We start from the raw sequence: 23,753 nt of genomic DNA, 5'->3' as shown, positions 1-23,753 counted from the left end.
GTCTGGTCAGCGGATAGGTTGGTGAACGGTTACCAGCTTGGTACCGTCGGGGAAGGTGGCTTCGATCTGAATGTCGTGGATCATTTCCGGCACGCCTTCCATCACATCTTCCCGGAAAAGGATCGTGGCGCCGTAATGCATGAGCTCAGCCACCGACTGTCCGTCCCGTGCGGCTTCCTGCAACCGGCTGCTGATGAGCGCAATCGCTTCGGGATAGTTGAGTTTCAGGCCACGCGCCTTTCGTTTTTCAGCCAGTTCTCCGGCCAAAAATAAAAGCAGTTTTTCCTGCTCGCGAGGAGTTAAGTGCATCAGATTTTGGTGTTATACCTAAGTATTTACTACGTACGTAAATATCGGCTGGATTTTTGAACAATCCAAACACTTTTCAAGAAATCAGTTTAATAAAAGTGCAGTTTTTGCAGTTTCAACCGCTTCCTCGATCGTACTGACCTGGAATTTGCGGAGGATGTTCAGCCGGTGCGCCTCAATGGTTCGGATGCTGATTTGCAGGGAGTCTGCAATTTCTTTGTTGCTCACACCCTGATGTATCATCCTGATAATCTGCTGCTCACGTTTTGAAAGCGATATTTCGGAAGGCTGGGCGGACTGCAGTTTGCCTGACGAATTTTTCTGCTCATGGTATCTCCGTACAAGTGTATCGGTCACTTCCCCGATAAAATAAAACTGTCCGAGATGTACCGTCCGGATCGCATGCAGGAAAATCTTGTTGCTGGTATCTTTCAGAATATAACCACTCGCGCCCATATCCAGGGCCGTAAGCACGTAATCCGGATTATCGAAAAGGCTGAAGAAAAGCAGTTTGGCTTTCTGATTGTTTTTCAGGACTGATTTGCCCGTATCCAGGCCGCCGATCCCTGGCATACGGATATCCATGATGATGACATCCACAGTGGTTTTACCAAGCATCTCAATGGCATCTTCGCCGGTAGAAGCCTCTCCCACCACTTCCATATCCTGCTCGTTGCTGATCAGCTGCTTTAATCCGTTGCGAAAAATTTCGTGATCATCGACCAGAAATACTGCTATTTTCTTCATTTCAAAAATGTAATATTGATTGTGTGCCTTTAAAAAGGGTTTATACCAAAATTTTACGCAAAGGTAATTCAAGTTGTACCATAGTGCCTTGTCCGGGTGCGGAACTGATGTTGAGTGTACCGTTCAGCAAGTCGGCCCGCTCCTTCATTCCTCTCAAACCATGCGCCTTTGGAAATTTTTCGCGCGAATAAATATATTGATTGTCAAAATAAAAGCCCTTGCCATTGTCCTGGACAATGATATTCAAAAACTCAGAATCGCTGTCTACGTGAACTTCTATGTTCTTTGCCTGGGCGTGTTTGATGGCATTATTGAGCGCTTCCTGCAAAATCCTGAATACACCGATCTCGATCTCCCGTGAAAAAGAGTCGGCCTGTATGTTCTCTTCCAGATGAAAATGCACGGACGTAGCGGTTTCACGGCACATTTTCACAAGTTCACGGACCGCTGAACGCAGCCCGAAATCTTCCAGCACGCTGGGCAGCAAGTCGGCACAGATGCGCTTGGTTTCAAAAATAATCCCGGCCAGCAGCTCATTCACTTTCTGGATTTCAGGATCCTTATGGTGCATACGGTCATCCACCTGTTCCAGCTTCATCCGCAGGCTGGTCAGCATTTGCCCGATGCCGTCGTGGATCTCTGCCGCCACCCTTTCACGCTCCTTTTCCTGGCCTGTAATGATCGAAAAAGACCGGATATGCTGCTCTGTTTCCTGCCTGCGCATTTTTTCTTCCGTCAGCAGCCACAGTTCTTTTTCGGTATTCTTGCGTTTGGTGATGTCATTGCATACCACGAGATATTGGTACAGGCTACCGTTGTTGTCGATGATAGGCATCATGGTAACATCCAGCCAGAACCCGGCCCCGTCCGAAGCTGTATCGAAAACCTCTCCCTGCCAAACCTCCGTCCTGCGCTGCGGATTACGGATGTGATCGTAAATCACACTTTCTTTTCCGCCCTGATTATTGTAAAAAAGGGGTCTCCCACGCAGTTCCGAAAGATTGTATTTGGTGACGTGGCAATATTTATCATTGGCATAAATGATATGCCCCTCACTGTCGGTTTTGACAAGATAAGTCGCCTTTTCGAGGGCGAAATTAGTCTCTTTAAGCTCTTTATGCGATTTTTCAATGGATTTGCTGCTTTCCTGCAACTGGTCGGCCAGCTTTTTCGACCGGTTTTCGGAGTCGATCAAGCCGGTCATGGTTTGCCGGATCCGGACCGAGAGGGGAAAAAAGATAAGCCCTGCTTCCAGCAAAAGCGTGAACAGGACCACACCGAGCAGAATGTACTCGATTTCTTTGAGCGTACGTACTTTTTGCCGCCAGAAACGGTCGTAATCAAAAACGATCAGCTCCATACCGAGCAGGTACGACTTCTCATATTCCAGGATCTTTTTAACATATGGCTTAATATCCAAAGAATCAGCGGGCTGCTTTTTTTCCAGCTCCGTGACCATCATATTGGCGGCCCGCAGTATTTCCTGATAAGGTTCCTTCACCATATCGTACATCATGGCGATCTCCTTCCGGTTGTTGGGAGGCAGATTAAGAAACGAATTGCCCCCGATCAGCGCCTGATGGGCTTTTTGCCATTGTTTCAGCGTATTGAGAAATTCCTTCTGATTGGATTCCAGATCCCGGCCCGACTCGATCAGCAGGGCCGTTTTGCTGAGCGTCTGACTGTACGTACGCAGGCGGCCTGCATAGTTGATGATATGCGAGTCGTCGCGCTGTGCGGTCAGGTATCGCTGGATCAGTATCTGGCTGAGCACAGAAATGACGGCGACAATCAAAAGGGCAGAAACATACAACCAGGTAAAGTACAGAAACGTCTTTCTTTCCTGGGGCTCATCCTGAACGGTTTCTTTCTGTAACATAGGAGTGATCTGATTCGGCCTAAATATACGTAGGTATTGCCGGAAAAATCACAGGGAAATATGATTCTGGAGTTCTTCCATCGACATTTCGTCTGAACTGCCCTCCGAAACCACCACACCCCGGTTCATAAAGTAGAAATAATCGGTAACCGGCCGCGCAAAATCGATTTTCTGTTCTACCAGCAAAACCGATATGCCTTGTTCTCTCGCCAGCCTCTTTAAAATGATACCGATCTCCTGGGAAATTGACGGCTGAATGCCTTCGGTAGGTTCATCGAGCAGAAGCAGGGACGGCCTGCCGGTAAGTGCCCTGGCGATAGCGAGCTGCTGCTGCTGTCCGCCGCTGAGGTTGCCGCCCAGCCTTTTCCTGAAATCTTTCAGAATCGGGAACATCGCATATATTTCTTCTTCGGGGATCCTGGCTTTTTTGTCCGCAACCGCTTCGAGGCCGAGTTTCAGGTTTTCGTAAACGGTCAGTTTCGGGATAATTTCCCTGCCCTGGGGCACGTAAGCAATACCCATGCGCGATTTTTTGAAAGCCGGCAAACCGGTAACATCTTCTCCGTTGTACTCGACCATTCCCGAAACGGCGGGAACAAGACCCATGATGGTTTTCAGCAAAGTGGTTTTGCCCACACCGTTACGCCCCATGACCGTAGTCACAGTCCCTTTTTTCACTTCGAGCGAAGTGCCCCACAAGATCGTGCTTTGACCATAGGCCGACATCAGGGAATTGACTTTTAATATGGATTTGCCCATGGTTCAGAAGTTTTCAAGTTGAACATTTGCGCGGCCCAGGTAGCTGTCGATCACCCGCTGATCGTTGCGTATCTCGTCAAAAGAACCTTCTACCAGCAGTTTGCCCCGAACCAGCACCGTTACCAGTTCTTTCGCGATCTGCTCCACGAATTTCATGTCATGCTCGATCACAATAATGCCGTGATGTCTGGCGAGCTGCATGAGCAACTCCCCTGTTTTCTCCGTTTCTTCATCCGACATACCGGCCGCTGGCTCGTCGATGAGCATCAGTTTCGGGTCCTGTAAAACGACAATAGCGATTTCGAGCCATTGTTTCTGGCCGTGCGAAAGTTCTCCGGCTACTTTTTTTAGCTCGGTGATCAAACCCACTTTCACCGCTACCTCCCTGATCCGGGTATCGATTTCTTCCGTTGGCTTGAAAAACAGGGATGCCAGGATGCTTTTTTTCATTTTAAAGGCCAGCAGCATATTGTCGTACACCGTCAGGCTGGGAAAAACGGACGGTTTCTGAAATTTCCTGCCGATGCCGAGATTGGCAATTTCGACTTCTGTTTTACCCAGAACCGGTGTTTCATTGAAAAGCACTTTACCGGAATCGGGTTTGGTTTTCCCGCATAGAATATCCAGGAAAGTAGACTTGCCCGCACCGTTGGGGCCGATAATGACGCGGAGTTCCTTATCCCGCAAGGTAAAATGGCTCAGGTTCAATGCATGAACACCGCCAAAGGAAACTGAAAGATCTTGAACGCTCAGTAACATTGCAATGGAATTTTTAGGTTAATAAAACCGGATATCTGCCTTCAATTTGATGTCAGGACTGCAATGTTTCCGTCTCAGCCACCGGACGTGCGGCGGGCTTGTTTTTACGGAATTTCGCACCCAGCATTTCGAGCGCACCCAAAAAACCTTTATCGAAATAAAGTACCGTGATCACAAACAGGAAGCCCAGAATAAACAGCCAGGAATCGGGGAAAAGACTGGTACAGATGCTGTAAAGAAAATTGACCGTGAGCGCTCCGAGAATCGCGCCTTTCAGTTTTCCTCTTCCGCCCAGCGCCACCCACATGACCATTTCCACGGAGGCTTTGACATCCATCCGTCCCGGCGTAATGATCCCCGTCTGGGGCGCGTAGAGCATGCCTGCCAAAGCTGCCAGCAATGCGCTGATCATGAAAATGGCAAGCTTGTAATCCAGTACTCGGTAAGCCGTGTAGCTCGTCCGGGACTCGCTGTCGCGAATCGCCTGCAGCACTTTCCCGAACTTGGAACCCACCAGTTTTTTACTCAAAAAATAAGCCCCGCAGAGTACCAGCAGCGATAATACATACATGCCGAGTTTCACATTGCCCGAAGAAAGACTGAGGCCGAGCAGGTTTTTGAAGTCAGTAAGACCATTGGTACCGCCCAGCATGGTTTCGTTTCGCAGGAAAAGCAGCCACATTGCCAGCGCCAGTGCCTGGGTGATGATCGCCATATAAACGCCTTTGATCCGGCTCCTGAAAATGAAGTAACCAAAAACGAATGCGAATGCGGCGGGGATCAGCAGCCCGAGCAGGATCGCCAGGCCGAAAGACTGGAATGGTACCCAGAAAAACGGCAGCGTATCAACCTGGTTCCAGGTCATGAAATCGGGTACGCCCGAGCCTCCCGACGCTGCGGCACCAGCCGATACGATGTGCATCGCAACAGCATATCCGCCCAGGCAGAAAAAGAAAGCCTGGCACATCGACAGTATCCCGGTGTAGCCCCAGATGAGGTCCACGCCCAGCGCGACGATCGCAAAGCAGAAGTATCGGCCCCACAGCGAAATGGTGTTGGTGGACACGAAACCAAGGAGGTTACCCACGGGCAGCAGTATCAGGAAGAATACCACAAAAGCGAGATACAGACGATAGTCTTTTGTTTTTTCCATGGTTGGTTTTGAAATGATTTGTGCAAAAATTTGATGCAGGAATGTCAGTCCTCGGCAATCCGGCCCTTGTCGGGAAATAGCCCCCTGGGCTTGAATTGAAGGAATATGATGATGAGCGCGAGAATGAGCACTTTGCCGTACACAGCTTCATAAAACGATTCCAAAACTTTTGTCAGGAAGCCGATGCCCAGCCCGGAAACGATCGCGCCGGCGATTTTCCCTACGCCACCCGTCACCACTACCAAAAACGAATCGACAATGTAGGTTTGTCCCATATCGGGTACCACGTTACCGATGAGCGTCATGGCGCAGCCCGCCAGCCCTGCCAGCCCGGAGCCGAGAAAAAAGGTAATGGCGTCCACTTTGCGGGTTTCCACCCCGAGGCACGAGCTCATACTGCGGTTCTGGGTCACAGCCCTGATGCGGATGCCCAGCCGGCTTCTGTATAACATGAGGTATGTCAACGACACCACTACGATCGTCAGCCCGATGATAAAAAGCCGGTTAAATGGCAGGATCAGGTGTGGCATCACTTGCCAGCCGCCTGCCAGAAACGACGGTGCTTTCACAGCCGTAAGATCCCCGAAAATGCTTCTTGCCAATTGTACCAGAATGAGGCTCACACCCCAGGTCGCCAGCAGACTTTCCAGCGGACGAGAATACAAATGCCTGATTACCAGCTTTTCCAGTATCAACCCAAAAACTCCGGCTATCAAAAACGATACAGGCAGCGACACAAAAAAGAACATATCCGAATTGATGCCGAGCGTATCGATAAAAAGAGATTGCATGCAAAAAGTGGCATAAGCGCCGATCATCATAAATTCGCCGTGGGCCATATTGATAATACCGGCCAGGCCGTATACAATGGCCAGCCCCAATGCGATCAGGATGAGGATACTTCCCAGGCTGATCCCGCTGAAAAGGTTCTGTGCTTTCTCGATCCGGCTTTGAAGCGTTTCCAGGGCTGTTACTTTCCCGGCTGCGTAGGCTTTGGCTGCGGGCAGTTTTGCGGAAGCCGCATAATCCTGCAAAATATTGGTCACGTTTTCGCCCCAGTTGCTGTCCAGGCTGTCGATATAAGCCTGCGCTTCGGTTTCAGATAATGAGGCATTGAGCTTCATCTGGAATAATATCTCTTTGCCCGCGGTCAATGCATCCTTGTCTTTTTCCAGTTGCAGGGCTTCCGCCAGGATGTTCATTTTGGAAGAATCCGAAGTTGTCAGCAACTGTCCGTAAGCAATGATCCTCTTTTTCGGATCGGGATTGGCGAGGTTGAGATAGGCCAGGACCGGACCGAGCGAAAGGCGGTCGGTACGCGAAATATCCACTTTTTGCAAAGACCCGGCTTCGGCGGCAACCGGTTTTCCGGATGCATCGGTTACAGGGGTATTTTCAGGATAAAGGTTATACAATGGGAAAATGCCGCTGTCCTCGCCTGTTTCTTCTCCCGTGGTTACGGGTTTCCCTTCACGTACGTAGATCTTCTTGTCGTTAACAGCCCCGAGAAACGGGAATGAGGATGCATCCCGAAGCGCTACGAGCTTGTGCAAAGCCATGCTCCTGGCCGAATCATGGGGCGGATCGAGCACCTGACTGATGAGAATACCGATGCTATCCGACTGCGCAGCAGCATTTTTCCCCATCAGCAGGCACAGAGCAATCCCTGCCCACACTTTGATCGTGTAGTTCATAACTTGAAAATTTAGGAGAAATAGCTAGTTCCGGGCTACCGTATACGTTCCGCCATGGGCAACATGGTCGCAGTCTTTATCGGGCGACGTCAGTTTCGACCAGGGTTCCGGATTTACAAGTCCCGTCGATTTCCAGATGATATCAAATTGTCCGTCGGGCTTGATCTCCCCGATCATCACAGGCTTCGCGAGGTGGTGATTTTTGGTATCCATTTTTACCAGTCCGTCGGGCGAGGCAAATTCCAGACCATATAAAGCCGGGCGTACTTTGGAAACTTCGAAAGAACCTGCTTTTTCAGCTGCTTTCGCCCAAAGGTACACACCTGTGTAAGCCCAGCAGATCGGATCGTCCGTTACACGCTTGTCGCCGCCGGGCAGGTTGTTTTTCTTGCAGAATGCCCTGAAATCCTCTACAAATTTCTTGTTCTCCGCCGATTCCATCGACTGGAAATAATTCCACGCCGCCAGGTGGCCTACCAGGAATTCCGTATCCGTTGCACGCAGTTCATCTTCCGCAACCGAGAATGCCATGATCGGGCAAGTAGCCGCTGAAAGGCCCTGATTGGCGAATTCTTTGTAAAAAGGCACATTGGAATCACCGTTGATCGTCGAAAGCACGCAAGCTTTTCCGCCCGCCGCAAACTGTTTTACTTTTGAAACGATCGTCTGATAATCCTGGTGATGGAATGGCGTATACTCTTCCACGATGTTTTCGGCAGGCACTCCTTTGGAAAGCAGAAACGCTTTCAGGATCTTGTTGGCTGTGCGCGGGAAAACGTAGTCGGTACCCAGCAGATAGAATTTTTTATAGCCGCCGCCTTCTTCGCTCATCATATATTCGGCAGCAGGGATCAACTGCTGGTTGGGCGTAGCACCCGTGTAAATCACACTGGTAGAGCACTCTTCGCCTTCATATTGTACCGGATAAAAAAGCAGCCCGTTGTTTTCCTCGAACACCGGCAGCACCGATTTGCGGGAAACAGAAGTCCAGCAACCGAAAACGGCAGATACTTTTTTATCCAGCAGCAGTTCTTTTGATTTTTCAGCAAAAAGGTCCCAATCCGAAGCCGGATCGACGATCACAGGCTCTATTTTTTTGCCCAGTACCCCACCTTTTGCATTGATCTCGTCAACGGCCATGAGCACCACATCTTTCAGGGAAACTTCGGAAATAGCCATCGTTCCGCTCAGAGAATGCAGGATACCGATCTTTACCGTTTCCTGCTCGCTGTCTTTCTGCTCGCCCGAGCCGCTGCCGCCGCATCCTGAAAGTATCATCACCAGCGCAAGCAATGCCACACTCCATTGATGGATTTTTATTGTTTTCATGAGTTAGTATTTTAAATAGTGATTGAGTGAAAATTTTTGTAATCCTGTTCCCTATATGTGCTGCATTTTGTCAAAATATGAAAAACTGAACCTGCAACCAAAACTGGCCGTAGGATTTGCTGGAATAATCGCCCGAAGCGTTGGCGAAATTGTGCTGGCGGGCTACGTACGATAAACGCAGATTGGTAGTGCTGCCCGCGAAAAAGTAGTTGAGCCCTCCCCCGAAAACCTTGCTGGAATGTGCCTTGTCAAAATCCTCGACCAGCTCCGAGCCTACCTGCTCCTTTTTGGCCGAAATGTTCTGATTTTCATACCTTACCCATGGTTGCAGGCGCGATTTGGTGAAATAATATCCCAATTCCAGGAACTGGACGGTCTGGCGGGGAATCAACCCTGCAAAAGAATATTTGGAATTCACATTGGTACCACCCGTCATATACTGAAATGCGGCATTTAACGTCACAGAGCCTGCGCTTCCGGCTTTTTTATCGATAAAAACATCCGTTCCGAAATTGCTGTAAGAACCCTGCGCGTCAAATCCGGCGCCCCAGGCGAATGTGTTTCCGGCGCCGAGCTTGGTACCGGCATAGTAATAATCTTTTTCAGGGTCAAGGAAATTGTAAGCAACGCGACCCACTATACGCAGCGGAGCCTGACCGTCCAGGTTTCTGCCGGTGAATGCGCCCAGGCGATATTCGAGCTTGTTTTTCAGGAGAAAACCCCTTGCATTGACACCCAGGTCACGACCAAAATTTCCCTGCAAAGGACTGTCGGCGAACATATTGTAAGGGTATTGGAAGTAAGTGAAATCATTGGCCATCAAACCGGCCGCGCCCTGCAGACCATTGCGGTTATTGGAAACCAGCTGCATGCCCGCCACCAGCTGAAATTCATTTGAAAACGCATATTCATACTGCGCATCGAGCAAAATAGGCGCTACTTTCACGTTTTTGGTGTTCTCGCCCAATTGTATCCCGATGGGCGAAGGAAGGTCCGTTTCCATAAAGAAGCTGCCTTTCTTGGAGAGCTGCCCGCCTACCAGTACCCTGGCGCGATAAAGCGAAAAGCCTTTGTTCCAGTCCTTTGCATCGGCGCTGGCCGAACCGCCGAATGCCGACTGCTCGGCGGAAGCAAACATGTGCACGATCGCACCCACGTGGATGGAGGGTTTGAATTCCTCCGGCTCAGCTGCGTTCATGCCCGCAGAATCGGGCTGTGCGGCGGCGTTTGCAAATTCGCGCAGCAACCGGGCTTTCCGGGCTGATTTCTTGTCGCTTTCGTCAGGCACGTCGGCAGCAGAAGCCAGATTGTGCATGGAAGCGAGCAGTACACTTACACATAGAATGAATCTTCTCATGTCGTTATAAGTTTTTATTACGTAAGTATTTATACAACATTAATGAACAATTACGTATGTAACAACTTATTTAAACGAATTTTTGAAAATCATGGAAAAGATTACAATTAATATTATAATTATGATATTAATCTCAATATTAGTGGTTTATGAGATGAACAGATGTGATACTTTGATAAAACAATTGAAGCTTGGAGGATTCTGATTTTACTTAGTTACCAAATGCAAAGCGACCAATACCTAAGTATAAAACTAGGTATTGGCCGCGATTTTGGTAAAAACTGCCAGCGTTATTTATCCGGCGGGAAAAGCTGGAATTCGTTGATGCCAAAATACCCATGATACTCGTGTATAACCAGCCTGAATTTCTGTGCTGTCACGGGAGTAAAGGTCTTCTCCCATGTACCCATTCTGGTATCCTCTGCCAGCTTCACCCACTTGCCCGCCGACTGGTACTGCACTTCGAATTTCTTGATCTCCGAATTACTGCTTTTTGTCTCGCCCAGCTTGATTTTCCCGACGGTCGCCGGCGCGCCCAGATCTGTTTCCAGCCAGCCCGAAGGTTCGTACAACGACATCACTTCCTCCGAGAGGTAATGTATATTTTTGCCATAATACTGATTGAAATCAACGTCTTTCCTCCGCCCTATTTTCCATACCGTTCTGGGATTATCGTCAAATGCAGCGGCAGGATCGTGGTAAAACTGCCCGACCGAACTCGACGCGGTAGCGTTTTTAGCATAACCCATCGATTTTGATTTTGAAAACGGAATAATCGGCGTCAGTCCAGCCAGATCCCGGTCTGTCGTCAGTACAGCAATGGTCGCAACGGAATCGATTTTATCTTTGGGAAAATTCAGCTTAACGCCCTTGTCGGTCTGGGTAAAAGTGATCTTTGTTCCGTCAACAAGGGCTGCACTTTTGACTCTTGCCTGCATACCCGGCAATTCCAGATCATTGCGCGAGGAATTCAGCAAATGAACATACAGTTTATCGCCTTTGAACGAGCTGACATAATCGTCGGAGGGTGTGTAGACGCCGCCTTTGGTACCATAGATAGCTGGTTCGTTTTTAGTGATCCAGCTTCCCATTTCACGCGCTCTTGCCGCAAAATCAGCCGGAAAAATCCCGGAGCTGTCAGGGCCGATGTTAAACAGCAGGTTACCATTCCCGCCTACACAACGCAGCAGCGTGTGCACCGATTCTTTCAGGCTGCGGGGCTTGTCATTGAACTTCCACGCCCACTGGTGGCCCATATTGGTGCAGGTTTCCCAGGCAGTTTTTCCATATCCCGCCACAAAGCCTTCGGGAGTGGCATAGTCTGCATACTTGCCGATATAGCCGTGTGACTCGTCCGGCGTAAAGGGTTCGAGACGGTTGTTGATGATGATTCCGGGCTGTAATTTCCTGGCCAGGTCATAGACTTTTTTGGGCTGTACCGGACTCGGCCAGCCTTCAAAATCGATCCATAAAAGGCTAATTTTTCCGTAGCTGGTGAGCAATTCCTGCACCTGTTTCAACACCCTTTCTGAAAAAACATCATTGGTTTGCGGGTTACGGCAATCCGGATCTTTCCAGTCGGCGACCGAAAAATACCAGCAGATCGGCATATTGGCCTCGTGCGCTGCCTCCGCCAGTTCTTTGCAGACATCCCGGCCGAAGGGCGTATTCATGATGTTGTAACCGGTGGTTTTGGTATCAAAAAGACAAAAACCATCATGGTGCTTCGCCGTAAGCACGATATATTTCATGCCCGAAGCTTTCGCCAGCGCTACCCAGGCTTTCGCATCAAATTTTTTGGGATTAAACCGCATGTAAAGGGAATCATACTTCGCTTTCCCGTAACCTTCCCGTGACCAGCTGATCTCCTTACCTATCAGCGAAACAGGCCCCCAGTGTATAAAGAGGCCCATTTTGGAATCCTGCCACCATTTCAGTCGCTGTGAAAGGGGCATTTCATTTTGAGAAAAACCCTGGAAACCAAAGGTTAACAAAAGGATTGCAAGAATGTATTTTTTCATAAAAAAGTGGGTTTAGGAATTTTTATCTTTAATGGGTTGAGGATGCGGGTACGGGCGACACCACGTGCCCGGCTCTCGCATAATAGATCAGGTAAGCATAGCAGATCACCGGGATCACAAAAGCCGGTTTGATGCCGAATGAGTCTGAAAGCAGCCCCATCACCGGCGGTACCACCGCCCCGCCCACAATGCTCATGATGATCAGGGATGAACCTGGTTTGGTATAAATGCCAAGGTCTTTGATACTCAGCGTGAAAAGGATAGGATACATGACGGAAGTAAAAAGGCCCACAAAAGAAAGGGCATATACCGACACATAACCGCTGCTCAGCATCGACAGGAAGATCAAGCCGGCGGCAGCAGCTGAACATGTGGCCAGCATGGCAGACGGGTTCAATTTGCGGAGCCAGTATGCGCCGGCCAGCCGCCCAAGCAGCACCAGAGCCATATAAAAAGTGATAAAAAGCGCAGCGTCCTGTTCTGTCAATCCGATGATCCCGGACGATTTTGCATACCGGATCATAAAACTGACGATGCCTACTTCCGCACCCAGATAACAGAATACACCCAATGCCCCCAGTACCGTATGCCGGAACTGAAACACGGACCGGATGCTTCCGGCTCTCTCCCCGCCCTCCTGGATTTTGGGAAGTTTTATAAAATACAGCAATGCGCCAATCACCAAAAACAGCCCTCCTAGGCTCAGATAGGGCGTTTTCACCAGATGTGCTTCGGCATTGAGATATTGTTCAAGCTGACCGGGATCAAACTGTGCAACCACCGAAGGCGGGACTTCCGTGGCATGCAGCAAAAAACGGCTGCCGACAAACGGACCGATCGTTGCCCCGAGCGATCCTACCGCAGAAGCCAGGCTCAGCCTGCTCGACGCCCGGTCGGGGTCGCCAAGGACTGAAATGTAAGGAGTAGCCGTAACTTCCAGAAAGGTAAAACCGGCGGCCATGATAAAAAGCGCGCCCAGAAAAAGCGGATAGTAGCGGGTATCGGCGGCCGGAAAAAACAGAAACGCACCGGCAGCGGCCGTCAGCAGCCCGGCAACCATTCCTGCCTTATAGCCATATTTGCTGATAAACTGCCCTACCGGCAAAGCCAGCAGAAAGTACCCGCCAAAAAATGCAGACTGGATCAGAGAAGACTGAAAGTCGGTCAGCTGACACGCCCTTTTCAGGTGCGGGATCAAAATATCGTTGATGTTACGGCTGAGATTCCAGATAAACATCAGGCTCATCACAACCAGTAAAGGAACAATTACTGCCTTGCTTTTCATTGTATGCAATCATTTAATAAAAACACAGGTTTCATCTCCGCCCAATGTTCGCCCGGCTGCGCTTCCGGGAGTATTTTCTGGAAGCCGTGCATAAGTGTCCCCCACTCCGGCTGCCTGGGAAATGTCCCCATTTTTTCGAAAGCGGCACTCAGGCTGGTGTTTTCGTCGTAGTCAACGATCATAAACAGCCGGGTCCCGATGCGGTAAATCTGCATGTCCGCAATACCTGCCTCCCGGATACCCACTGGAATTTCCGGCCATATCTGCTCTGGGCGATGGTATTGCTCATAAGTAGCGATCAGGTTTTCGTCATCGACAAGGTCCAGTGCGAGGCAACTTCGTTTCAAAGCCATAACATCCTATTTTTTATATCCCAATTCGGCACCGCCGCTCACCGGCATAATGCAGCCCGTGATAAACCTGGCGGCATCGGAAATCAGAAACAATGCTGCATCGGCCACCACGTCCCCCTCCGGACAATAACCCAGCGCATGGATGTTATCGAGGTATTTTTCAATGCCGGAAGGATCGGGCTGTTCAGCCGCCCACTTTCTGAGCATGGGCGTCCAGACGCCCGCCGGGCATACTGCATTGACCCGTATCCCAAAAGGTGCATAATCCAGCGCCATGGCTTTTGTGAGCGCGTTCATCCCACCCTTGGTAGCCACGTAAGCGGCATGGTTGTCCTGCCCGATCTCCCCGACCATACTGCTTGTGTTGAGAATGCAGCCTTTGGTCTTCTTTAAGGAAGCAATGCCATAGCGCGTTGTCCAGAACACACTTTTCAGGTTGACTGAAAACAGATTGTCCCACTCCTCCTCTGTTGTTTCGTCCAAAGGTTTGGAAGGGCTTGCGATACCCGCGTTGTTATGGATCGCATGGATATCGCCGAATATGCCAATGGTTTCCTCAAGAGCCCGCTTCACATCTTTTTCCGCCCTGACATCCCCGGAAAATGTTACCAGCGAGGCGGGACCGAATTCGTCAGCAAGATCGCTCAGTGCCGCATCGTCTTTGTCCATCACCGCCACCCTGGCACCTGCCCTGATATACGTTCCTGCGCATACCCTGCCGATGCCCGCAGCACCTCCCGTCAAAAAAATCGTTTTATCCGTTAATTCATTCATCATCCGTTTCTATCACATTATTTGGGCTAAAAGACTTTACAAAGTCCCTAATTCTTTAAATCGCTGCTGCTGCCTGCTACCTGGGGTATCTGGTAATATGCGTCGACGATCCGGGCCGGGTTTACAAAGTATTGCTGCAGGTGAGGTATGTGTTCCAGAAACAAATGTTCATGGTTCATACCAATATGATTAAAAAGCACCAGATGCTGATGGATCTGCCCCATATCGCCCACGTGCGGCACCACAGGAATCCCCATACTTTTGGAAAGCAGGCTGATGGTAAGGAATTCCGAGACCCCTCCCACCCGTACGGCATCCACCTGGCAAAAATCCATGGCTTTTGCCTGAAAAAAGTTCTTAAAAATAACCTTGTTCGGAATATGTTCCCCCGTTGCAACTTTTAGCGGGGATATGGCCTTTGCGATGGTCTGATGCCCCAGTACATCGTCGGGGTGTGTCGGTTCTTCTATCCAGAAAGGGTTTATTTCCCCCAATCTTCTGCAGATATCCAGAGCCTGTGGTACATTCCATTTCTGATTGGCATCCACCATTATGGTCGCTTCTTCTCCGGCGGTCTTCCGGATGAGCCCAGCCCGGCGAATGTCGCGCACCGGATCGTCGGAGCCCACTTTCAGTTTCAGGGCGGTGAAGCCGCTGTCCATCGCCTTTTTTGTATTGGCAACTATTTTTTCATCCGAAAAATTAAACCAGCCCACCGAAGTATCGTAACCTTTATAACCCGTACACAAAACATCCTTACGCGTTGGACGGGACGAAAAATTATCCTTCAGCAAGGTCACAGCCTGATCCCTCGTAAGCACTTCTTCCAGATAGCTCAGGTCCAGAGTATTGACCAACTGTTCGGGTGTGAGATCTAGCAGCAATTGCCAGAGCGGCACATTCCTCGATTTTGCCCAAAGATCGTAACACGCATTGACCACAGCTGCCAGTGCCAGATGTACCACTCCTTTGTGCGGCCCCAGCCAGCGGAAAGAAGGCGAATCGACCATCTTACGGTACTCCGTCCCGAAATCCGACATAAGCTCTTCAATTTCACGGCCTTTGAGCGAAACCGAAAGGTAATCTATTGCCTTGCAAACCAGATCCGTGCCTACGCCCAGCGTAAAAGCAAGCCCCGTACCTGTCACAGAAGTATCCGTTTTGAGGCTGCATACGGCATAGGCGTATTGTGGCGTCGTGTGCGTGGCGTCCGACCCAACCCCTTCGGGCAGGTCGAATCTCTTGTCATAAACTTTAATAGTAGTAATGTGCATTGTTTAAAATGTCAATATGCTACAAGTGAAAAAACAGCCAAAAGAAGCCTTCAATTTTGAAAATTGAAATATTCAGAAAAAATATAATTATTTAATAATCAATGCAGTAAAATAAAAAAAGAGAATTTTTAATGAAAGTGATTTAATAAGATGCCTTTTTTTCCTTTGTACGCTAAGGAAATTATACAAATTTATTTGCAATAAATCCATTAAGTTGATTCAAGATTATTATTTTGTGATACTATATTTGCGAAGACACTTTTTAACGATCCGGGAGCATGAAAGCCACTTACGCACTGTTACCTGATTTTGCGCAATCGCCCAAGCCTTTTCTTGTCAAGAAAATTGTCCGCCCTTACTTCGCCACGGACTTCCATTTTCACACGGAATGCCAGCTTGTGTATATACTTTCCGGCTCGGGAACGCGGATTATTGGTGATTCCATAGAACGGTTCGAAGAAGGCGACCTTACTTTTGTCGGCCCGAATGTGCCCCACGTCTGGTACAGCGAACGGGCTGAAAAAAACACGTCGGAGGAAGCGATCTCCGTGGCGCTTTACATCAATCCGGAAGCCATCATAGAGAAGCTCGACGGCCTGATCGATACGAACGAACTCCGGCATTTTTTCAGGGAATCGGAACGGGGGATCAGTATTTGCGGCGAGAAAAAAAAGCACATCATTCCTATTTTGCAGCAGATGCTGGGTTACAAAAACATTTCCCTGCTGGCTTCGTTCCTGCAGATCCTGGACCAGCTGCTGGATGCGGATGATCTTGTGTGGCTCAATGTGCCTAATCTGCTTTCGGTCTATTCCGGACAGGCCCAGGGACGCGTGCATAAACTCATGAACTATATCCAGCAAAATTTCCGGGAGGAAATCACATTAAAACAGGCTGCATCTATCGCAGGGCTGGAAATCCATTCGTTCTGCCGTTTTTTCAAAACACTGACCAACCGGACTTTTTCAGATTTTATCAATGAAATAAGAATTGGTTTTTCCACAAAACTTTTACTCCAGTCGGACCTGCCCGTTACCCAGATCGCACTCGAAAGCGGATATTCCAACATATCCTATTTTAACCGCTGTTTCAAAAAGATCAACAATACCTCTCCCAAAGAATACAGAAGCGCCAACAGAGGGAAAACGGAGCTGTAAAAATCGGTACAGTGCGGGCGGGTTCACAAAAAAAGGAGGCCTCAATAAGAGACCCCCTTTATTATGATACTAGGTTATTTCTAGCCAAAGTCCCCTTGCGAGGATCTCAGCATGCCAAATTAGTTAAATTGGTGAACAATACAAATTACTTGAATTATCTCATTGTTACGACAAATTTCCGTACCACTACATTTTGTCCTTTTGTCGAATTTTGTGACTGAAGGTGAAAAACCAAATTGCCCCCTATCTTACTTCCAATGCACTTTCTCGTGTGTTCACGACGCTTTTCAATCAGATTTTGGGATAGTGACCAGCGCCTGTATCCATACTATCCGGCAGGTTTTTTACCCTCCCCGGACTTTTACTGATTTATTTAACGGTCGAACATAATTTATACATGAATTATAAACATAGTACTACAAATGAATAACAATTATTTATAATTTTACAAGCATCTTATTATTCATAAAGACCCGCAACGTGAAAAATTTCATCCGGAACATTCTGCAAAGATCACTTGGATTCAAAAACTATCTTTTCTTCTTTTCACTCTATTCCATCAAGACCATCGACTCGGGAAATTATGAGCGGGAATTTATAAAGTTCCTGAAAATGATCAAGAAGCGAGGCATCATTCTTGACATTGGTGCCAACATCGGTATCACTGCCGCTCCCCTTGCCAAAAATGCCCCAAATGCTGAAATCCACGCATACGAACCGATTTCCGAAAATTTTTCAACACTTGGAAAAGTGACAGGTTTTCTGAAACTGAAAAACGTGAAACTTTTCAACCTCGCGCTGGGCAACCAGGAAGGCACCCTCAAAATGATTATGCCGCTGCAGGGAAATTCGAGAATGCAGGGCCTGAGCAAAGCCTACGAAGAAGGTTCAGACGAAAAAGGGATTCTGTACGAGGTTCCGTTGAAAAGACTGGATGATCTTTACCCGGCGGAAACAGAGATCAACGCTATTAAACTGGATGTCGAAAACTTTGAGCTGGAAGTGCTGAGGGGCGGAAAAAAATTACTGAAACGGAACAAGCCTATGATCTATTGTGAATTATGGGACAATGAAAACCGGAAGCTCGTTTTTGAACTCATCAAATCAATCGGCTACGATATTTATGTTTTTGATCCAAAAACTGATCATCTCGATCCGTTGGAAAGCGCCACAGACATACCCGGCAACAATTTCTTTTTTATCCATCCCGCACACCTCTGATATCAGTATTTTTCGGTCAGGATTTTCAGGTCGGAGATCGCCAGCCGGTAACTGAGCTGAGCGGCGAAAAGATCTGCTTCCGATTTAGCAAGCAGTGATTTTGTGTTCAGCACATCCGCTTCGGTATTCAATCCGGCAAACTTTTTATCGTCCTGTACCTTCATTTCTTTTTGCCTGTAAGTAACAGCACGCTCTGCGACCTGTATGAGCGACTGCGCCTGACGTATTTTCCTGTAAGCTTTTTCAACGTTATTGCTCACCTCATCGTGCTTGTCGGCAAGGTGCTGCCGGGCCTGCTCCGAAACCAGGTACCTCTGTCTCAGAACCTGTTTGTTGCTCCACAGATCCTGCACATTCCATTTCAAGCTTAGGCCGGCGAAGGGATTATTCTGGGGGAAGATAACATTCCCTTTTTGATAGGTATACCCTGCAAAAACGCCCAGATCAGGCCGGTAAGTCAACTTTGCGGCCTTAATGGCCAGCTCGCTTTTAGCCCTACCAAGAATTGCAAGCTGAATATCGACATTATTCTCCCCAGCCACTGACTTATAATCCTCCACTGTCCGGCTTGTTTCAAAAGGAAGTTCACCAACCGGTTCCAGCCTGACTTCGCCTGATCCCAGGCCGGTCAGCCGACGCATGTCTGCCATATAATCTTCGTTCTGGATATCCAGTTTGAGCAGATTCTGCTCTTCGTCCGCAATATTCGCCAGCAGGCCCGATTCATTGGAATCGATCGTCTTGCCTGAGAACCTGGCGCTTTCCAGATCATACAGTTTCAGGCGGGCAAGTTCAAGCTTGGCGCTGGCCTCCTCTTTTTGTTTTTCATTAATGAGTATTCCATAATACAGCCTCTCCACTGCCTGCATGATCTGTAAAGAAACTTTCACCTTTTCACGCTCAGCGATTTCAACATCCGTCAGAGCGACCTGCACGCCGGTTTTTATTTTACTAAGCTGTGATACAGGCTGGTAAACACTGGCCCCCGCATTGAAAGTCTGATGCCTCCCCAGGTCCACGTTCAGTTCGTTGTTGGGTAACGCCACATTTCCGGTGGGCAAGGGCAGCACACCCAATGTCCCCTCCGCAATCGAAAGCTGTCCGATATTGGCATTGTACTGGTATGTAGAGCTGACAGAAAAAGCGGGGTATGCTTTGACCCTGTCCTCCTGCACCTTTGCTGTTTTTTCCTCAACCTGCAACGATTTGATATGATACAATTTATTGTTTGCCAATGCTTTTTCAACGGCCTGGTCGAGGGTTACCGATACCTGCGCGAAAACATCGCCGGTACCCAGGCAAAGCCATGCGCCCAATGCCAGTAAATTCTTTAATAGGTTCCTAGTTTTCATGATGCTCAACAATTAAGCTCTTTTCCAATAGTTCTTTTTTGTCCTCCGGCCTGACCCAGCCAATGTAAAGTACGGGCACCGTCAGCAGCGCCATAATCATGCTCCATATCACGCCTACCGCGATTACGCTGGCGAGGGGGCTCCACATGGGCGATCCTGAGAGTATCATCGGAAGCACGCCGATGGCAGCTGCCATGGCTGTGAGAAAAATCGGACGCAAGCGCCTTTTCCCGGATTCTATGGCAGCCGTAGTAATATCCATTCGATGGTGTCGGATCAGTTCGTTGGTATGATCGATGAGGATGATGGCGTTACGGACCACAATTCCTGAAAGGCTGATCAGGCCTACAAATGCTGTAAAGCTGAAATTGTTCCCGGTAATGTAAAGCCCGAACAGCGCACCGAACAAACTGAGCGGGATCGTGAGCATGATGATCGTTACTTCTTTCAGGTTGCGGAACTGCAATAGCAGGACAAAAAATATCAGCACCAGACTAACACCCAAAACGCCTATCATCTGACTGAATGTTTCCTGTTTATTGGCATATTCACCTCCGTAAGCGATGGTATAACCTACGGGCATCGCCAGTTTGGAAATTTCCGGCTGGATCTCCGCCAGCAGCTGGGAAGGTAAGGTACCGGGCTGTGTTTCGGACTGAACGCTCAGCGTGCGCACACCATTCCGGTGCATAATTTTACCTGTAAACCATTGCGGGACAATGTTGGCAACCTGGCGCAATGGTACAGCTGCACCCGTCACCGGGGATTCCAGATAGGTATTTTCAAGATCGTCAGTAGAACGCCTGTTTTTCTCGTCCAGCCTGAGAACAATGTCAACTGCCTCGTTTCCTTCATACATTGTCGCGACAGGCGCTCCTGCGAAACCGACATAAACAGCGCCCGCGATACTGGTTGTGGTAAAACCCAGCCTGCTCGCCTCGTTATTCAATTGTATCCCGATACCGTAATAATCCTCCTTGAAATCGTTTCTCACCAGCCGGCTACCTTTTGATTTTTTGATGATCGCCGCCACCTGTGCCCCTATTTGCTTCAAACGGGCCACATCCTCTCCTATCACCCTTACCTCAACCGGCGCTTTCTGAGGCTGTCCCTGCTGCATGAGCTTCACCTGCACCACCCCTTCAGGTACCAGATTGTCGACAACGCGCGAGAGCTCTTCCGACAACTCCTCTGTTGTTTTTTCCGTCGTCGTATTGACGAGAATCTGAGCATAATTGGTCACCGGCACTTCCGGCGCAAAATTATAGTAGAACCTCGGCGCGCTCGTTCCCACAAAAGTGGCATAGGATTGTACCCGTTTATCGGCTTTGATCACTTTCTCAATTTTTGCGATAGACTGTTCGGTCCTGTCCATCTTGGTCCCCGTAGGCATCCAAAGCTCCACTACCAGCTGGTTTCTCTCAGCAGCCGGGAAAAATTGTTGTCTGATACCCTTGGTATAAAGCAATCCGGCGATCAAAATCGTGCTGAAACTGGCGGTGACGGTAGTTTTGGGATGCCTGACGCACCAGCCCAGCGCAGCATTGTACCCGTCCTGCATTTTATCGAGGAGTGAGGCTTTTTTCTTTTTCTCCGCTTCCTGATCCGAATGATCGTGAAGACCTTTTTTGATGAATGTATAACACAATAGGGGCGTGAGTACCATGGCGACGATAAACGACGAACTTAAAGCAATGGCGACCGTTACCGGCAATGCATGGATAAACTCGCCGACTGTTCCGGTAAGCAGTACCATCGGTGCGAAAGATGCGATAATGGTTACCGTTGCTGCCAGGACCGGGATCACCAGGTCACTGGCACTTCTCCATGCTGCTGTCCACCGGTCGATGCCTTCATCCAGCAGCTCCACATAGTTGTCTGCAATCACAATGGCATCATCGACCACCATACCCAGCACGACGATCAGGGCGGCCAGCGACACCTGGTGAAGCTCAATACCGAAGGCGTGCATCAAAGCAAAAGTCACGGCAACCGTCATCGGGATCGCCATTGCGGCCACCGTGGCGATCCTGAACGGCAGCAGCAGGATCACGACCACCACGACGGATATGATGGCAAGAAAAAACTCCCTGATAAAATGCGTGATATTGGAATCCACCATTTCGGGCTGGTTCACAATGGTTGTGAGCTTCACATTGTCCGGCAGCAAGGTTTTTACCTCTGCAACCTTCTTCTGTACCTCATCACCGAACTTCACAATATTATTGCCTTCCTGCATCTGCACGGTGATGATCAGGGCTTTATTTCCGTTTACAGTGGTCTTGCTGGTCGGGTCATTGTAGGTCCTTTTCAGTGTGGCCACATCGCCAAGGCGAATGGTTTCACCGGTTTTCGAAGCCCCCACAATCTGGTTCGCAATTTCACTTTCCGAGTTGTAATAGCCATCGGTATACAAAGGAGTCTGGCTGTTTTCCGTTTTGATATCCCCGGTGGCATTGATCGCATTCTGGCTCTGAAGTACCTTGATAACCTGGCTCAGACTCAGTCCGTACTGTGCTAATTTTTCCGAATTGGAACTCACCACGATCTGTTCTTTCTGCTCCCCGATCCTTTTCACTTTTGAAGTGGCCGGAACTGTCCGGATCGCATCTTCCAGCTTGCGGGCATACTCTTTCAGCTGGGCGTAACTCGCCTCATTGCTCTGAATACCGATCACCAGCGCCTCCGTATCCCCGAAGTCCGAATTCACGATGGGCCCGCGTACACCTGCAGGGAGATCCATTTGTCTGGAAATCAGCAATTGGTGCCTCAGTTTACTCCAGAAAATATCGGGTTCTTTCACCTGCTCACCCAACTCCACGTTCACTACCACCATGCCATCCTGGGTTGTAGAATAGGTTTTTGCCTTATTCACCTCACCATATTGGAAAAGATACTGTTCCAGTTTTTTGGTAACCTGATCCTCCACCTGAGCAGAGTTGGCGCCGGGAAAATAGGCGATTACCAGCCCCTGCCGTATCGTTATTTGGGGATCTTCCCGCCTGGGCATGTTCAGCAGGGAATTAACCCCGACCGCAAACAAAAGGAAAAGTACCGATAAGGTGACCTGCTTGTATTTGAGCGATGCTTCTACAAAATTCATTTTTTCTAAATTGAATGTGTATCTCAGTTGATATCCAAACCGTGTATGGTATGAACCAGTCTATTTGTTTTCAGTAATGTCGGCCCCGTCGGTCAGCTTGTTCTGTCCGGCCGTCACAATGCTTTCGCCGGCGCTGAGCCCAGCCAGTATTTCAATATAATTGTCGGTAAGCCTGCCCAGGCTCACTTTTCTTTCAAACGCCTTATTTTTCCCCTTATCTACCACGTACACAATGTTCTGGTTATTCAGGTTTCTCAAAACTGCCTCAGTAGGCACGGCCAGAAAAGTACCTTTCCGTCCGGAATTGATTTTCACTTCCGCGATCATACCCGGCCTGATCAGCAATTTTGGATTGGAGATTTTGATCTTCACGGTAAACGCTCTTGACGCCGGGTCTGCCGCAGAACCTACTTCGATGATTTTACCTTTGACAGTCTCGTCCAGTGACGAAACCAGTACAGAGGCTTCCTGTCCTATTTTTATATTCTGTAGCTCACTTTCGGGGATATACGCATTGGCTTTGACGGTACTGATATCCGAAACCACGAAAAGAGGCGTTCCCACACCGGTAATCTCTCCTACCTCGGCATTTTTTTTGAGCAATACGCCACTTATCGGTGCGTACAGCTTGGTATCCGACAGGTTTTTGGCCTGTAACTTCTGCTGCGCAACCGCCTGGTCGAGTCCGTGGCTTATTTTGGAAAAATCGCTTTCGCTGATGCTTTTTCGCTCGTGCATGATTTTTAGCCGGTCGTATTCGTCCCGCACCTGTCCTACCTGCACATCCGCGATTTCCTTGCCGATCGCATAATTGGTTGGTTCCAGACTGGCAAGCAGTTGCCCTTTGTTAATTTTCTGCCCTTCCCCCGCCGCGATATAATTGATCTTTCCCGCGACCATAAATCCCAGCCTTACCGTCGTTTCTCCTTCTATATTTCCACTGATCGAGATCTCCCGGTCAGCCTCGCGGTTTTCAACGGTGGTTGTAGCCACCGCAATCGCGTTGCCCGGCAGTTCGGTTTCGTTCTTTTGCTCCCTTGCACAGGACCCGAGCCCCAGGGCTGCAAACGCAGCTGCATAAATACCTATGTTTCTCATGATTGTATATTGATCTGACTATGGATACCAGTCTCGACATGGGCCAGCATATACCTGACTGTCAATTAGTTACTCTAAATAAACAATGCAAATCTCGGGCTATAGCGAGACTTATTTTTTAAGCTGGAT

At 48.9% G+C, this 23,753-nt stretch carries 19 protein-coding genes; 2 read left to right on the top strand and 17 right to left on the bottom strand.

Annotated features, from left to right (window positions below; genetic code table 11):
• Positions 1 to 6 precede the first annotated feature (6 nt).
• The 14 genes from ureA to FBF61_RS28460 form a co-directional block, all read right to left on the bottom strand.
• Positions 7 to 309, bottom strand: coding sequence for an urease subunit gamma (gene ureA / locus FBF61_RS28525; protein ID WP_138483904.1), 303 nt, complete (start codon positions 307 to 309; stop codon positions 7 to 9).
• 84 nt (positions 310 to 393) lie between these two features.
• Entirely contained in the window at positions 394 to 1,056 is a 663-nt protein-coding gene (locus tag FBF61_RS28520; RefSeq protein ID WP_138483901.1) for a response regulator transcription factor, read from the bottom strand.
• Positions 1,057 to 1,096: 40 nt separating this feature from the next.
• Positions 1,097 to 2,935, bottom strand: coding sequence for a sensor histidine kinase (locus FBF61_RS28515; RefSeq protein WP_138483899.1), 1,839 nt, complete (start codon positions 2,933 to 2,935; stop codon positions 1,097 to 1,099).
• Positions 2,936 to 2,983: 48 nt separating this feature from the next.
• A complete protein-coding gene (urtE, locus tag FBF61_RS28510) occupies positions 2,984 to 3,694 on the bottom strand; it encodes an urea ABC transporter ATP-binding subunit UrtE (protein WP_205748327.1) in 711 nt (236 codons plus the stop codon).
• Positions 3,695 to 3,697: 3 nt separating this feature from the next.
• Positions 3,698 to 4,453 (bottom strand): urea ABC transporter ATP-binding protein UrtD, encoded by a 756-nt coding sequence (gene urtD, locus FBF61_RS28505; RefSeq protein WP_138483897.1) that lies wholly within the window; start codon positions 4,451 to 4,453, stop codon positions 3,698 to 3,700.
• A gap of 52 nt (positions 4,454 to 4,505) precedes the next feature.
• Positions 4,506 to 5,606: an urea ABC transporter permease subunit UrtC gene (urtC, locus tag FBF61_RS28500; protein ID WP_138483895.1), complete on the bottom strand. Its 1,101-nt coding sequence runs from the start codon at positions 5,604 to 5,606 to the stop codon at positions 4,506 to 4,508.
• 44 nt (positions 5,607 to 5,650) lie between these two features.
• Entirely contained in the window at positions 5,651 to 7,300 is a 1,650-nt protein-coding gene (urtB, locus tag FBF61_RS28495; protein ID WP_205748326.1) for an urea ABC transporter permease subunit UrtB, read from the bottom strand.
• 24 nt (positions 7,301 to 7,324) lie between these two features.
• Positions 7,325 to 8,629 carry an urea ABC transporter substrate-binding protein gene (urtA, locus tag FBF61_RS28490; RefSeq protein WP_229215265.1) on the bottom strand — a complete coding sequence of 435 codons (1,305 nt, stop codon included), beginning with the start codon at positions 8,627 to 8,629 and terminating at the stop codon, positions 7,325 to 7,327.
• 70 nt (positions 8,630 to 8,699) lie between these two features.
• On the bottom strand, positions 8,700 to 9,986 hold the full coding sequence (locus FBF61_RS28485; RefSeq protein WP_138483893.1) for a putative porin: 1,287 nt from the start codon (positions 9,984 to 9,986) through the stop codon (positions 8,700 to 8,702).
• A gap of 290 nt (positions 9,987 to 10,276) precedes the next feature.
• Positions 10,277 to 12,007, bottom strand: a complete 1,731-nt coding sequence (locus tag FBF61_RS28480; protein ID WP_138483891.1) for an alpha-L-fucosidase — start codon at positions 12,005 to 12,007, stop codon at positions 10,277 to 10,279.
• 28 nt (positions 12,008 to 12,035) lie between these two features.
• Positions 12,036 to 13,292: an L-fucose:H+ symporter permease gene (gene fucP / locus FBF61_RS28475; protein WP_229215264.1), complete on the bottom strand. Its 1,257-nt coding sequence runs from the start codon at positions 13,290 to 13,292 to the stop codon at positions 12,036 to 12,038.
• Positions 13,289 to 13,645 carry an L-rhamnose mutarotase gene (locus FBF61_RS28470; protein ID WP_138483887.1) on the bottom strand — a complete coding sequence of 119 codons (357 nt, stop codon included), beginning with the start codon at positions 13,643 to 13,645 and terminating at the stop codon, positions 13,289 to 13,291. Before FBF61_RS28470 ends, fucP begins: the two co-directional genes overlap by 4 nt.
• Positions 13,646 to 13,651: 6 nt before the next feature.
• Positions 13,652 to 14,422: an SDR family NAD(P)-dependent oxidoreductase gene (locus FBF61_RS28465; RefSeq protein WP_229215263.1), complete on the bottom strand. Its 771-nt coding sequence runs from the start codon at positions 14,420 to 14,422 to the stop codon at positions 13,652 to 13,654.
• A 44-nt stretch (positions 14,423 to 14,466) separates the two neighbouring features.
• Positions 14,467 to 15,693 (bottom strand): enolase C-terminal domain-like protein, encoded by a 1,227-nt coding sequence (locus FBF61_RS28460; RefSeq protein WP_138483885.1) that lies wholly within the window; start codon positions 15,691 to 15,693, stop codon positions 14,467 to 14,469.
• A gap of 278 nt (positions 15,694 to 15,971) precedes the next feature.
• On the opposite strand from FBF61_RS28460, the gene FBF61_RS28455 reads away from it, so the two are divergent.
• Complete coding sequence (locus FBF61_RS28455) at positions 15,972 to 16,850, top strand: helix-turn-helix domain-containing protein (RefSeq protein ID WP_138483883.1); 879 nt, start codon at positions 15,972 to 15,974, stop codon at positions 16,848 to 16,850.
• A 480-nt stretch (positions 16,851 to 17,330) separates the two neighbouring features.
• On the top strand, positions 17,331 to 18,071 hold the full coding sequence (locus tag FBF61_RS28450) for an FkbM family methyltransferase (RefSeq protein ID WP_138483881.1): 741 nt from the start codon (positions 17,331 to 17,333) through the stop codon (positions 18,069 to 18,071).
• 2 nt (positions 18,072 to 18,073) lie between these two features.
• Here the strand turns inward: FBF61_RS28450 and FBF61_RS28445 are convergent, their stop codons facing one another.
• Genes FBF61_RS28445 through FBF61_RS28435 form a run of 3 tightly spaced genes read right to left on the bottom strand, consistent with a single transcriptional unit; the run spans position 18,074 to position 23,624 of the window.
• The gene (locus tag FBF61_RS28445) at positions 18,074 to 19,423 is read right to left on the bottom strand and encodes a TolC family protein (protein ID WP_138483879.1); all 1,350 of its coding nucleotides are present in this window, start codon (positions 19,421 to 19,423) and stop codon (positions 18,074 to 18,076) included.
• Entirely contained in the window at positions 19,413 to 22,526 is a 3,114-nt protein-coding gene (locus FBF61_RS28440) for an efflux RND transporter permease subunit (protein ID WP_138483877.1), read from the bottom strand. Before FBF61_RS28440 ends, FBF61_RS28445 begins: the two co-directional genes overlap by 11 nt.
• Positions 22,527 to 22,586: 60 nt before the next feature.
• Positions 22,587 to 23,624, bottom strand: a complete 1,038-nt coding sequence (locus FBF61_RS28435; RefSeq protein WP_138483875.1) for an efflux RND transporter periplasmic adaptor subunit — start codon at positions 23,622 to 23,624, stop codon at positions 22,587 to 22,589.
• Positions 23,625 to 23,753: the final 129 nt, after the last annotated feature.

It is taken from the genome of Dyadobacter bucti (assembly GCF_005869225.1).
GTDB lineage: Bacteria > Bacteroidota > Bacteroidia > Cytophagales > Spirosomataceae > Dyadobacter > Dyadobacter bucti.
The sequence above is the reverse complement of the archived record's forward strand: the minus strand, read 5'-3'. Positions and strand labels throughout refer to the sequence as shown.